Here is a 13269-nt window from a genome sequence, read left to right on the forward strand (position 1 = left end):
CTCCGGGAACCTCATATCGGTGTCAATACTTCCCTGATTGCATTCGCGGAGGGCAACTTTCGCAGTCGCTGCAGCGCTCGATGCAGGTCGAGTGATACCTCGTCCGTCGTACGGGCAAGCGATGTTGCGGTCGCCTCGGTGCCGAGGCCGACGATCAGACGCAGAACCAGGACATCGCGTTCGACAACCGGAAGGGCCGTTGGCGACGGAAGCGGCCCACCACTGAACCCGTTGGATGCCGCCCGGGCAATCGCGACGCTCGTTCTCGCATACAGCAACCGCAGGAAAGGCTGATTCAACTCCGATCCGTCGCGCACTGCCTCGAGAACAGCGAGGCACGAGGCATCCGCGGCGGAGTCGGAGACAGTCCGATCAAGCTCGGCGCGGCACCGCAGCACAACCATCGGACGAAACGCCGCGTACAAATCGGCCATGGCTTCATTGCTACCGCTCCGTGCCGCAGCGGCCAACACCTCGAGCGCGCCTTCCTGCAACATGGGCTTACATTCTCTCTGTCTCGAAACGAAATTCGTCGTGCAGACGACCGATCAGCTGGAACCGAACAGTCCGGCGAAGGGGTTCACTGTCGGCGCGGGTGCCGGACCTTGCCCGCCTTGCCATTGATTCTGGTTGCCCTGATTCCAGTCGTTGCCCTGATTCCAGTTATTACCCTAGTTCCAGCCGCCGTTTCCACCATGGTCCCCATCGTGCGAGTGATCGCCACCCTGATCTCCGTACCAACTGTTATCAGTCTGCGTTACATCATGATTCACCGTATCCGCCGAGGCCGGCGCGGCGAGCACGGCTATCGGTACCGTCAAGACCGCACCCGTCACTGCGAGCTTGGCCCAGAAGTGCTTCTTACGTTGTTCCGGTGCGAATAGTCGAGCCATGATCGATCCCTTCTCCGAAGATTTCTCCAGACTCCCTCTGGCTGTCCCGAACGGGGCACACACCAGTGAAGTCCTGCATCCTGGCCGTCCACTGGCACTACCCTGGCAGATGCCTGGCAGGACTTACTTCAAACCGAACGCCTTGCACTACAGAATGTTCCGGCCCTGACGCGCTGCTCGCACCGCGCCCCAGTTCCGACCGTTCCGTTCCAGGCGGCAAGCGGTCGCTCGGGCGTAAAGTCGAGAGAGTTCGGCTCAGTCACCCAGAGCGGAAGGACACCCAGGCAATGCGGAGCGATGGAGACACGTGGGACATCGTCAGTAGTGTCGGACTCACTGCGCTGGCAGTGGCGACGTTCCGCGCATTGGAAAGCACCCGCACGGACGCGATCATCGAGGACCAATTCGCATCGTGGTTCGTGGAAGCCGCAGCGGAGCCGCATTTCACAGCTCTTCTGAAAGATCCCGCGCTCCTCGACGACACCCCCTTCGGCGGTTTCATGGGGTTGCGAACCCGGTTCTTCGACGAATTCTTCTTGTCGTCAACCGAATCCGGAATCAAGCAGGCGGTAATCGTTGCGGCAGGGTTGGATTCGCGCGCCTATCGACTGGACTGGACCCCAGGATCGACAGTCTTCGAAGTAGATCAACCAAAGGTGCTGGAGTTCAAAGCCGAAGTGCTCACTGCGCGCGATGCCCAGCCGAAAATCGATCGACGCACAGTTCCTACCGATCTGCGCAACGATTGGCCGACTGCGCTCGAGAGCGCTGGTTTCGATCGGAACGACCCCACTGCCTGGTCGGCAGAAGGCCTGCTCGCGTACCTCCCCGGCGCTGCCCACGATGCATTGTTCGAGCGGATCGACGAACTCTCGGCGACCGGTAGTCGGTTGGCAGTGAACGACTTTCCGGCCGGCACGGACCCGAAGAAGCTGGCGGCCATCAGATCCAAGTACTTTGCGCAGAGTCCGTTCGGAGACCTGGACATTTCGCAACTGTTCTACAGCGACAAACGATCCGATCCGGGACAGTGGTTGACTGAACACAATTGGATCGTCCGACGCTTCAACTCGGTCGAGTTGGCAGATCTGTATGATCGCCCGATTCCTGATCTCCCCGAAGAGATCGCCGCACTGTCGACGCAGCCCACTTTCCTGGCCGCAACCAAGAACTGAATCTCGCAGTCATCACGAAAGTTACTCGGGTGCAGCATTTCTCCCTATTGTCCAGCTTCAACATGCGTGTCACCACCACAAGGAGTTGACGGCACTCGAGGATGAACCGATTCAGTACTTCAGGCTGAGTATGTCTACACCTCAGACGGACGCGCGCCGAAGAGAACGCTGATGAAATGAATCCATGAAACTCGAACACACATGCAGGAAGAGTCGCCCGCTCACGCTGGTGGCACTTGCCTCCGCAGCGGTATTCGCCCTCGCTGCATGTACCTCCGGGTCCGATTCTGCACAAACCTCTGAGAACAGCACAACGAGCTCCGCCTCCGATACACCTGCGACAGTCACGATCCCCGACAGCTCCGTCGGCAAGCAGATCACCTGGCTTCTCGGTGCTTTCAACACGAGCACGCCATTGACCCAGGAAGAAATCGCCGAGCACTTCGGACCCACCGCACCCGTCGTCCTGACGCCTCCGGACTTCGACTCCATCCGAGCCGGACAGCCCTGGACACCAGTGAATTACACGGGAGGTGATACCGACGGCACCGTTTCCATCACCAGTGCCACCGGCGGCGCGTTCGACATCAACGTCGTCGTCGACGGCAACGGGTTGGTCCTTGGAATGGCGATCACACCGGCCAAAGACGATCATGTGCCTGCCGCATCGTGGCAAGAGCTCGAAACAGCTGTCAAAGCACTTCCCGCGCCGACGAACTTGACCGTCACCGAAGTCACCGGCGGAAAGAACGCCGAGGTCTTCGGCGTCGGCGACACCTCACCGCAGCCCACAGGGTCAACGATCAAGCTGTACGTTCTCGGCGCAGTTGCGACGGCTGTCGAGAACGGGACACTCTCCTGGGATCGGAAGCTCACCGTCACCGACGACCTCAAGTCGATGCCAGGCGGGACCATGCAGGACCTGCCGTCCGGAACCGAAGTCACGGTCCGGGAAACCGCCGGCAAGATGATCTCGATCAGCGACAACACCGCCACCGACGTGCTGATCGCTGCTGTCGGGCGCGAGCAGGTCGAAGCCGAGTTCACCCAGATGGGCATGGCGGATCCTTCGCTCAATATTCCGCTGAAGCCGACCCGCGCACTGTTCCAACTCGGCTGGGGCAACGATGGCGCACAACGTGTCGCCTGGCGAGACGGAACCCCGGACGAGCGTCGAGCAATACTGGCGGCACTACCCGGCGGCCTGGTGGACATTCCTGTGTCAGCATTCACCACCCCCGCATGGCCTTTCGACATCGACTGGTTCGCCTCGCCGGCGGACCTGCGTGCCGCGCTGGTCTCGTTACAACAGATGGCGAAGACCGAGACCGGCGCACCGGTTCGAGACATACTGGCCGAGGATCCGGCGCTCAGTGAGGAGTCCGCGAAATGGTTCACCTACGGCGGATTCAAGGGCGGCAGCTCCATCGGCGTCCTTGCAGGTGCCTACTATGTCGAACACGAGGATCGCGCCTGGGTTGTCACCATGCAAACTCATGGTGACGAGGCTGCACTGGTTGCCGACCCGGCTCTGTACTTCGATCCGGTCGACGACGCGATGCTCTTGATCCAGAAAGACGCGACCAGCTAGAGCGCACGTCCCAGTTCGAGCCCACACCACCGAAAGGCCTGTCCCGACAAGCGAATCGTTGGGGCAGGCCTTGGTCATCACTCAGGAAAGCACGACACTCTCCAGTCTGTCCGCGATCGCTTTGCCGACGCCCCAGTCGAGTGCAGCGCACCCGACCGACTTGAAGACCGTGCGACCGTGACGCTCCACGCCGGATTCCATTACTGCGCCCAGTGATCGGAGGTCGGAGATGGGGAACTCCCGTGCGATTGCCGATCGGACTTCACCCGACCCCTCCAGACATCCGGCAATGTCGTCGAGGACGGTGACCGTCGAAGCATCGATGAGCCCGGCAGGGAGCTCCGTCATCGACGGACGGAAAGATCCGACTGCATTGACGTGCACGTTTTCCGGGAGTGCCGCCAGGTCGAACAAAGGTGACGTAGCGCCGGTCGCGCAACACACCACGTCAGCATTTTCGACGCATTCGTTTGCCGACCCTGCTACGGAAAACCGGAGTCCTGGATGCCGCACTTCTGCTTCGTCGACAAATCGTCGTGCATGGGCGAGAGTCCGGCTGTACACCGAAACCTCCTCGAATTCCCTTACTGCGCAGCAGGAATCAAGTTGCGTCGCAGCCTGGGCGCCGGAGCCGAGGATCGCCAGACGCAGGACCTTTTCTGGCGCCAGTACGTCCGTTGCCACGCCGGAGACCGCACCGGTTCGCAGCGCGGTGAACCGGTGGGCCTCCACGCTGAACCGCGGAAGTCCGGTGGCTCCGTCGTACCAGAGCACAGTGCCTTCGATGCGCCTGCTTCCGTCGATGTCGTAGATCGTCAACGTCTTGACAACGGCGTCGCGGGTGGTCCGATGCAGCGCAGACATCACGAGCAACTGGCCGTCCGCAACAACCGTACGCGGCGGCTGTTCGAGCCTGCCCTCGTGAAGTTCGGTGATGGCACCGGCCACCGCTGCGACGGCAACCCCGACCGGAATCAGCGAGTCGAGTCTGGCGAGGTCGATGTGTGGAGCCACTGCATGATCTTCGATTTCCATCGTTTTTCGATTCCGTTTCTCGGGGTGTACTTCAGGGCTAGTTCACTGAAATTCCTTGACATCCAATCGGTAAGGTATTACACCTAATGCATCCTCGCAAGGCTCCGTACGAACCCGCCGTTCCAAACGAACGGCCCGAAGGTGGATCTGATGGACAAAACAATGACGCGGTTCTCGAGGCGTACCGCTCTGGTCGGAACTGCAACTGCACTCGCACTGATTCTCGGTGGTTGTTCAGGCGCAGCAAAGGACGCAGGTACCTCGTCCGAGCCCACCGGCGAGCCGCAGCGGGGCGGTGAACTGCGAGTTTCGATCGGCGCAGAACCGATTGCACCTGCGTTCGACATGGGAACAATGGCCGTCACGTCGGTGGGCACGGCATCGATCGCCACCCTCGCCTACAACGGATTGGTGGACTTCCAGGACGGTCAGCCGGTACCCGAACTCGCTACGGCGTGGAAGCAGACATCCCCCACTCAATACGTCTTCACCCTCCGCGATGGTGTGAAGTTCACCGACGGAACGCCGTTCGATGCCGCAGCCGTCAAATTCAATCTCGATCGATTGCTCGACCCGAACGGAACGGGTGCGAATCTGCCTCCGTCGTTGGAATCGGTTGAGGTCAGCGCACCCAATGAAGTAACGATGAATCTCTCGGCTCCGGCCGGCGGATTCGTCGCCTCGTTACGCCGTGGACGGGTGATGATGATGTCCCCCACCGCCGTGGCGCAGTACGCCAAGACCGATCCGTTCAAAGCTTCGGTGGGCACCGGTCCGTACAAGTTCGAGGAGTACAAGACCGGTCAGTACATCAGGCTCGTCCGCAACGACGAGTACTGGGCTGACGACAACTACCTGGACTCGATCAAGATCTCGATCCTTCCGGACCCGACCACCTCGATGCAGGCATTCGTCAACGGGGAACTCGATGTTCTCGGTGTGACACCGGCCCAACTCGCGCAAGTCGAAAGCCGAGGCAACTCGGTCATCAAGACGTCGATCAGCAATACCTTCAACTACGTCAGTTTCAACCAATCGGTCAAGCCATTCGACAACGTCGACGTCCGCCGTGGATTCTCTGCGGCGATCAACCGTGACGGTATTGCACAGGGCATTTACCAGAGTTATGCCGATCCGGCGAGTGGACCCCTCAGCCCGAAGATCGGTGATGCGTACTCGGACCTCTCCGGCCTTGCCTCACAGACTTTTTCAACAGACAAGGCAAAAGAATTCCTGAAGAACGGAAACTTCGACTTCGGTACGACGGTTCCGTTCAGCACCTTCACCCAGGCCCCGTTCTCGACAGAAGCGGATGCGGTTGCCGAACAGCTCCAGAACATCGGCGTCAAAGTCGACCTGAGCAAAGAGGAGTTCGGATCCTGGGCTCAGAAGATCTACACAGCAAAGAATTTCACGGTCATGAACAGCGGCCAGACCACGGCCACCGTCGATCCCGACGAGATTCTCTACCCTTTGTTCCACAGTAAGGGCGATCTGAACGCCTCTTCGATCAACGACCCCGAACTCGACAAGCTGCTCGACGCCGCTCGCGGCGAACAGGATCCGCAACTACGCGCACAGATGTACCAGCAGGCATCCAAGCTGATCGCGGACAAGGCCTACGCGGCGTTCACCGTGTACCCGCAGAAGATCGCCGCTACCAGTCCGTCGGTCGGTGGATACGAATTCACGGAGGGTGGCACCAATCCGCTCTCGAGGGTTTGGCTCGCCAAGTGAGCGTGATCGAAGCGGTACCTGATTACGACAGGCCGCCGAAGGTGAGAGAGCCCGCCCCCTCGTCCGGCCGGCTGCGGCGAATCGCGCGAACCTTGCTGATCAACGCCGCGCAACTGGGAATCGTCGGACTCGCCGCGACTTTCCTGATGTTCGTACTTCTTCGGACGATCCCTGGGGACCCCGCTCGCACGGTGAGCGGGCCCGGCGGGTCCGTCAGTCCTGAGCAGATCGCACGAATACGTTCCGAACTCGGCCTCGACAAGCCGGTGGTAGTCCAGTATTTCGACTGGCTGTCCGCAGCGGCTCATGGCGACCTCGGAAAGTCCTTGGTGCTCAACGACTCCGTGACGACCTTGCTGTCCGACCGCATCGTCGTAACACTCCAACTGGGTATGTACGCACTTGCCTTCGCATTGTTGGTGGCGGTACCACTGAGCGTCCTCGCTTCGAGGTTCACCAGCGATCGCGCGAACCGGAGTGTGCGACTGGTCGGAACGCTGGGTATCGCAGTTCCCAGCTTCTGGTTGGCACTCCTGTTGATCATCGCGTTCCAGAACGTCTTGCCGACGTTTGGATACTCGTCGATCAGTGACGGTGTCGGTGCACATTTCCAACACATGATTCTTCCGACTATCGCGCTGGGTGTCGGTATGTCTACTCTGCTCTTCGAGACCACACGTGCATCCTTGATCGGCACACTCAATTCCGATTACGTGCGCACGGCGAGGTCATTCGGGATCCCCGAGCGTCGTGTTTACTCTCGATACGCACTAAGGAACGCACTACTTCCCACTGTGACCATCGCCGGACTGGAGATGGGCGCACTGATGGGCGGAGCGCTACTCGTCGAGAACGCTTTTGCCGTCCCCGGTATGGGCCGACTCCTCGTTCAATCCGTCTTGGCCCGCGACTACACAGTGGTGCAGGGTTGCATCCTCGTACTGGTCATCGTCGTCGTATCTGTCAATCTTCTGATGGATGTCGTCTATTCCTTCATCGATCCCAGAGTCAGGACCGACAATGCCTGAGTCATTCGGGGCTGCGCTTTCCCCGTCTTCCCCAATCGCGCCGAACACACGTCAGCGGCGTCGGTTCATGGCCCGCATTCTCTCCTTGCCTGGCCAGAAGGTGGCATGGAGCATTCTGTTCGTACTGGTGTCTGCGGCCGTGCTCGCGCCTCTTCTCGCGCCGCACTCCCCCAACGTCCAAGATCTCACGTCGACCCTGGCCCCACCCAGCGGTGAGCATCTCCTCGGAACCGACGATTTGGGCCGAGATCAGTTGAGCCGTCTACTGTTCGGACTCCGCACGTCACTAGCCATCAGTGCTGCCGTGACGTTCGGTGTCATGGTCATCGGGCTGCCGCTGGGAATGCTGGCAGGTTTCACCCGGGGAATTGCGAACACCGTCATTGCTCGGCTCATCGATGTCGGGTTGGCTTTGCCGTCATTGCTGCTCGCGCTCGCCCTCATCGCTGCGATGGGAGCCGGGGTCACCAGTACGGTCATCGCTCTCGTTGCGGGCTACACGCCGTATCTCGCACGGGTCACCCGCAGTGTCGTGCTCAAGATTCGTGAAGAGGAATACATCGACAGCGCAGCCGTGAGCGGAGTTCCGACCTGGCGCATCATCGTTCGGCACGTGACGCCGAACATGATCGAATCGGTGTCGGTTCAGCTGACACTGATCTTCGCCTTCACCGTCATCGCCGAGGCCGGGCTCAGCTTCGTCGGCCTCGGAATCCAACCACCGACCTCGTCCCTCGGCAACATGCTCGCCCTCGGGTCGACACACAGCATCGACCTGCCTTTGATGTCGATAGTCCCCGGATGCACCATCGCTCTGGTCGTCATCACTTTGCTGGTCTGTGGAGACGGCCTTCGACACGCGCTCGACCCGAGGAGCAACCGATGACGAAGCCGCTATTGTCGATCACGGATCTCCGTGTAGCACTGGCCGACAACCCCGCACTGCGACCGGTGGACGGAGTCAGCTTCCACATAGATTCGGGTGAGAGCGTCGCCCTGGTCGGTGAAAGCGGCTGCGGCAAATCAGTGACGTCGTACTCCGTACTCGGTCTCCTCGAAGGGTCCCTGGCGGCCCATGGAGAGATGGTCTTCAACGGCAGACGCTTCGACATGTCCGACCGTGGTGCGCTGGCGCCGCTTCGAGGCACAGACATCGCAATGATCCCCCAAGACCCCGGAACCTCGCTGAACCCAGTAGTGAGCATCGAACGACAACTCGGCGATCTCGTCCGCATCCACCACAGGCTCTCCAAACGCGTTGCGGCCAAGCGAGTACGCGAATTGTTGGCCCGCGTCGGCATTCCGGCCCCGGACCGGGTCGCCGGTGCGTTTCCTTTCGAACTGTCCGGTGGCATGCGACAACGTGTACTCATCGCAATGGCTCTGGCCTGCGAACCGACGATGCTGATCGCCGATGAGCCGACCACTGCCCTGGACACCACCGTGCAGGCGCAAATCATGGATCTGTTGCAGAGTCTCATCGCAGACGAGGGAATGTCCATGATGTTCATCTCGCACGATCTCGGACTGGTTGCACAACACTGTAACCGGGCGTACGTGATGTACGCGGGAAAGATCGTCGAATCCGGATCGGTGGGCGATGTACTGCGAGAACCGGAGCACCCGTACACGCATGCGCTTGTCGACTGTCTGGAAAGCATGAACTCGGGTGCACGACGCTTGAAGACGGTACGAGGGATCGTTCCGCCGCTGTCTGACCGAACGCGCGGTTGCCACTTCGCGCCACGCTGCGACCGCGCGGAAGACGAGTGCCTTTCCAGCTCACCCGAACTCGAAAGGAGTGGACACAGTCTCGCAGCCTGTCTGCACCCGATGACAGGTTCACATCAGCGCGTTTCGGCCAGTGAGGTGCCTCGATGACTACACACCAATCCGTTTCCACACGGGAAGTAGCCCGTTTGGAGGGGATCACCCATTCCTTCCGTACACGTCTGGGCGGACGTGCCGTGCAGGCGCTTCGGGGCGTCGACTTGGCGATCCCGGCAGGTCGGTCTCTCGGACTGGTCGGCGAAAGCGGCAGCGGCAAGTCCACTCTCGGTCGGGTCGTGACCGGTCTGCTCGAGCCGTCCGGTGGCAACCTGGAAATACTGGGGCAGCGCGTCACCGGTAAGTCATCTCACAAGCGAGCCCCGGGATCTGTGCAGATGATCTTCCAGAATCCGCGGGCATCGATCGATCCGAAGCTGCCGATCTGGCGTGCCGTCGCCGAACCTCTACGCATAGGCGGGCATTCGGCGCGACGCAAGGACGTCGACGACTTGCTCGACCGCGCCGGGCTGAGTGCGTCGTACGGAGACATGTACGCGCATCAGCTTTCGGGTGGGCAGTGCCAGCGGGTGGCCATCGCACGCGCCGTCGCCGCGAAACCGCAACTCATCGTCGCCGACGAACCTGTCTCCGCCTTGGATGTCTCGGTGCAGGCACAGATTCTCAACCTACTCAAGGACATTCAAGAGGACTCCGGAACATCCTTTCTGTTCATCAGTCATGATCTTGGAGTCGTTCGATTCTTCTGCGACGAGGTTGCCGTCCTGTATCTGGGTCAGGTTCAGGAGTACGGTTCGACCGAGAGCATTCTGACCGACCCCGCGCACCCGTACACCCGGGCATTGGCCTCGGCATCGCCGACACTGTTCTCCGAAGCCGTGCGCGAGCGGATCATCCTCGTGGGCGAGCCTCCGAAGCCTGACAACCCACCCAGCGGTTGCGTCTTTCACGAGAGATGTCACCTGCGCATTGGCAAGATCTGCGACACGGTCTCGCCTCCGACCTATTCCACACCTTCAGGCGAGGCTCGTTGTCATCTTTACGCCCCGACTCACTCCTCGAGTACACCGCTTTGATCAGTTCACTGCCCTGATCGAAACATCCTCCGCCACTACAGCTACCCCGAACGGAAGACCATGAGCACCAATCCCCTCAGAATCCTCGCCTCCATCGCCGACGTGTGTGACGACGCAAATGCCACCGTTGCGTTTCACGTCCGCAGTCTCGACGGAAAACTCGAAATCGGTTCAGGCGCTGATGCGCGTTCGGTAACCGCCTCGACCTACAAGGTTCCTGTCATGCTCGAGGTCGCCGCCCAGGCATCCGAGGGACGCCTGCAACTGGCCGACCGAATCAAGGTCCCGGCAGACAGGCGCACCATCGGGCCTTCCGGGATTTCAGCAATGACGGACGACGTCGAAGTATCCGTACGGGACCTGGCCCTACTCATGATGCAGGTCAGCGACAACACCGCCACCGACATCCTGCAAGAGATGGTCGGTACCGAGAACATCATGAGCCGACTCCGCTCGCTCGGATTGCACTCGACCGACATCACAACCGACTGCGAAGGCATCATTTCGCTTGCTCTCCAGGAACTCTCGACCGAAAAATACGCAACTTTGCAGGACACCTCCACTGGCAATCCGTTCGGCTTGCCCGAGGACGAGTTCGCCGCGGCAATTGCAGCGGGCGAGTCGTTGAACGCGCGCGGTGGCAACACCAGTACCCCGCGCGAGATGACCGAACTGCTCAGCCTCATCTGGACGGACAAGGCTGCCGACGCCGAAGCCTGTGCCGAAGTGCGGCGGGTGATGGGCCTGCAGTTCGCGCCTCACCGACTCTCGTCAGCCTACGTCGACGGTCCGGCTATCTCTGGCAAGACCGGCACCTTCCTGGCCGGTGTGCGCAACGAGGTGGGCGTCGTCGACTTCGGCGACGGGGACGTCTACGTGGTCGCAATCTTTCTGCGAGACAAGAACAACCATATGCGAAACGGTAAGGTGGACGCGGCAATCGGAAAGATCGCCGCACTGGCGATCGACAGTCTTCGGATCACCAGTCGCGACGCCGCTGCGACGGCGGTAACAGCCTGATGTCCCCTACGCTCGTCACACCCCTGTCCATGGCCGAGATGACGTGGACGCAAGTGCAGGAGGCGATGCACGACGGGATCCGCAACGTCATCTTCGCGGTGGGAGCGACTGAACAACACGGCCCACACCTGCCTCTCTCCACCGACACCCTGATCGGCACTGCGACTTCGCATGCCGTCGCGGCACAGGTCGGGGCGACGATGGTGGCGCCCACCATCGCGTTCGGGGTTTCCCCGCACCACATGGCCTTCGCCGGAACGGTCTCCTTACGCGAGGCAACATTTCTCGACGTGGTCGAAGACTACGTTCGCAGCCTCGCCGCTCATGGGTTCGACAACATCCTCGTCATCTCGAGCCACGGCGGTAACTTCGAACCCCTCGCGCATCTGATCGAGAGAGTCGGACCCCGGATCGGCGAGACACGGGTACATGCGCACACTGATCTTCTCCAGGTGCTCGCAGCCTTCAAGGCAGTGGCCGAGGAGGATTCGATCTCTCCCGAAGCATGCGGCTCTCATGCCGGCGATTTCGAAACGTCGATCGTCCTTGCACTCCGACCCGAACTCGTCGACATGAACGCCGCCGAGCCCGGATTCCTCGGACTCTTCGACAAGAACACTGCCACAGCGTTGTTCGAGGGCGGGACGAAGGCACTGTCGGTGAACGGTATCCTCGGAGACCCCCTTGCCGCACTGGCGTCACGCGGCGAACGGTACCTCGAATCGCTGACGACAGTAGTCTCGGAGTACTTTCGTGCCGAGATCGCCGAGCACCAAGGAAGCGAAAAATGACTGGCGACGTACAGCGGGTGGTTCAAGCCGAGCTCGACGCAATGGTTGCCGCAGACACTCAGCTCGGTATTCAGGTGGCGGTGTACCAGCACGGTCAGTTGATCGTGGACGCATGGTCCGGGCACACTGAACCCACCCGGAGTGCGCCCGTGCGAAGTGACACGCTGTTCCCGATCTTCTCGTGCAGCAAGGGTCTGATGTACACGACAGTGCATCTGCTGGCCGAACGCGGCGAACTCGACTACGACGCACGGGTCAGCGACTACTGGCCGGAGTTCGGGCAGAACGGCAAAGAAGAGGCGACCGTCCGACAGGTCCTCGTACACACGTCCGGTATCCAAGACATCACACACGACTTCCACCTCGACGACTGGGACGGCACCTGCGCTCGCCTGGCCGAGTCTGAAGCCATGTGGATTCCGGGTAGCGAGACCGCGTACCGCGGACTGTCTTCCGGATTCGTTCTCGGCGAGGTAGTAAGTCGCGTGTACGGGAAGCCCTTCGGCCAGATCGTCGCCGAACTGATCTGCAAGCCTTTGGGTATCACGGATCTGTTCTTCGGCATCCCTCTTTCGGTGAGGGACCGTATCGCAGTTCTCGCGAACGACGAGTCAGTTCTGACCGGTCCCGCGTCGAGCCCCGATACTCGGATCATGGCGGAGCTCTTCAACACTCCGTCGATTCAGGCATCAGCTGTACCTGCCGGAGGCGCTATCACCTCCGCCCGATCCTTGGCCAGACACTATGCGTCGTTGGTCGGAGATGGTGTGGACGGCGTGCGTCTACTCCCGCCAGCGCGGACCACTCTGGCAACGACACTGGAAACCGATGCGTACGATCAAACCCACATGGCACCGGTCCGCAAGGGTTTGGGTTATCTGTTGGGTGACAACGGGATTGCGATGGGCGGACGATCGAATTCATTTGGCCACAGCGGGTTCGGCGGTTCGTACGGGTTCGCCGATCCGGACTACGGTTTGAGTTTCGCGCTCACGAAGAATCGACTGGTTGCCACGACGCCTCCCGAGGTTCCTGCCTCGGTCGTCTTGGCGAATACGGTGCGAGAAGCCTTGTCCATCCCGAACGGTTGACCAGTGCGTACCGAGTCGTCACGATGGCATTCGACAAACGGAGA

At 60.7% G+C, this 13269-nt stretch carries 13 protein-coding genes; 10 read left to right on the forward strand and 3 right to left on the reverse strand.

Annotated features, from left to right (window positions below):
- Nucleotides 1–11 precede the first annotated feature (11 nt).
- On the reverse strand, nt 12–497 hold the full coding sequence (locus G8767_RS29220; protein ID WP_095971328.1) for an RNA polymerase subunit sigma: 486 nt from the start codon (nt 495–497) through the stop codon (nt 12–14).
- Between the two features lie 174 nt (nt 498–671).
- The gene (locus G8767_RS29225) at nt 672–893 is read right to left on the reverse strand and encodes a hypothetical protein (protein WP_166813334.1); all 222 of its coding nucleotides are present in this window, start codon (nt 891–893) and stop codon (nt 672–674) included.
- 287 nt (nt 894–1180) lie between these two features.
- Between G8767_RS29225 and G8767_RS29230 the strand changes: the two genes are divergently transcribed.
- Nucleotides 1181–2068 carry an SAM-dependent methyltransferase gene (locus G8767_RS29230; RefSeq protein WP_166813336.1) on the forward strand — a complete coding sequence of 296 codons (888 nt, stop codon included), beginning with the start codon at nt 1181–1183 and terminating at the stop codon, nt 2066–2068.
- A 184-nt stretch (nt 2069–2252) separates the two neighbouring features.
- Nucleotides 2253–3659 (forward strand): serine hydrolase, encoded by a 1407-nt coding sequence (locus tag G8767_RS29235; RefSeq protein ID WP_166813338.1) that lies wholly within the window; start codon nt 2253–2255, stop codon nt 3657–3659.
- Between the two features lie 81 nt (nt 3660–3740).
- Here G8767_RS29235 and G8767_RS29240 read toward each other — a convergent pair whose 3' ends face one another.
- Nucleotides 3741–4694 carry an ornithine cyclodeaminase family protein gene (locus G8767_RS29240; protein WP_166813340.1) on the reverse strand — a complete coding sequence of 318 codons (954 nt, stop codon included), beginning with the start codon at nt 4692–4694 and terminating at the stop codon, nt 3741–3743.
- Between the two features lie 150 nt (nt 4695–4844).
- On the opposite strand from G8767_RS29240, the gene G8767_RS29245 reads away from it, so the two are divergent.
- The 8 genes from G8767_RS29245 to G8767_RS29280 all read left to right on the forward strand — a co-directional run bounded on the left by G8767_RS29245 (nt 4845) and on the right by G8767_RS29280 (nt 13225).
- Nucleotides 4845–6431 carry an ABC transporter substrate-binding protein gene (locus tag G8767_RS29245; protein WP_166813342.1) on the forward strand — a complete coding sequence of 529 codons (1587 nt, stop codon included), beginning with the start codon at nt 4845–4847 and terminating at the stop codon, nt 6429–6431.
- A complete protein-coding gene (locus G8767_RS29250; protein ID WP_166813344.1) occupies nt 6428–7459 on the forward strand; it encodes an ABC transporter permease in 1032 nt (343 codons plus the stop codon). Before G8767_RS29245 ends, G8767_RS29250 begins: the two co-directional genes overlap by 4 nt.
- Before the next feature lie 67 nt (nt 7460–7526).
- Nucleotides 7527–8345 carry an ABC transporter permease gene (locus tag G8767_RS29255; RefSeq protein ID WP_166813346.1) on the forward strand — a complete coding sequence of 273 codons (819 nt, stop codon included), beginning with the start codon at nt 7527–7529 and terminating at the stop codon, nt 8343–8345.
- Nucleotides 8342–9340, forward strand: coding sequence for an ABC transporter ATP-binding protein (locus tag G8767_RS29260; protein WP_166813348.1), 999 nt, complete (start codon nt 8342–8344; stop codon nt 9338–9340). Before G8767_RS29255 ends, G8767_RS29260 begins: the two co-directional genes overlap by 4 nt.
- Nucleotides 9337–10323, forward strand: coding sequence for an oligopeptide/dipeptide ABC transporter ATP-binding protein (locus G8767_RS29265; protein WP_240952898.1), 987 nt, complete (start codon nt 9337–9339; stop codon nt 10321–10323). The genes G8767_RS29260 and G8767_RS29265 overlap by 4 nt, the downstream gene beginning before the upstream one ends.
- A 60-nt stretch (nt 10324–10383) precedes the next feature.
- Nucleotides 10384–11343, forward strand: a complete 960-nt coding sequence (locus G8767_RS29270) for a serine hydrolase (protein ID WP_166813350.1) — start codon at nt 10384–10386, stop codon at nt 11341–11343.
- A complete protein-coding gene (locus G8767_RS29275) occupies nt 11343–12134 on the forward strand; it encodes a creatininase family protein (protein ID WP_240952899.1) in 792 nt (263 codons plus the stop codon). The genes G8767_RS29270 and G8767_RS29275 overlap by 1 nt, the downstream gene beginning before the upstream one ends.
- Nucleotides 12131–13225 carry a serine hydrolase domain-containing protein gene (locus G8767_RS29280; protein WP_166813352.1) on the forward strand — a complete coding sequence of 365 codons (1095 nt, stop codon included), beginning with the start codon at nt 12131–12133 and terminating at the stop codon, nt 13223–13225. Before G8767_RS29275 ends, G8767_RS29280 begins: the two co-directional genes overlap by 4 nt.
- Nucleotides 13226–13269 lie beyond the last annotated feature (44 nt).

The sequence above is a fragment of the Rhodococcus sp. IC4_135 genome (assembly GCF_011602025.1).
GTDB lineage: Bacteria > Actinomycetota > Actinomycetes > Mycobacteriales > Mycobacteriaceae > Rhodococcus_F > Rhodococcus_F baikonurensis.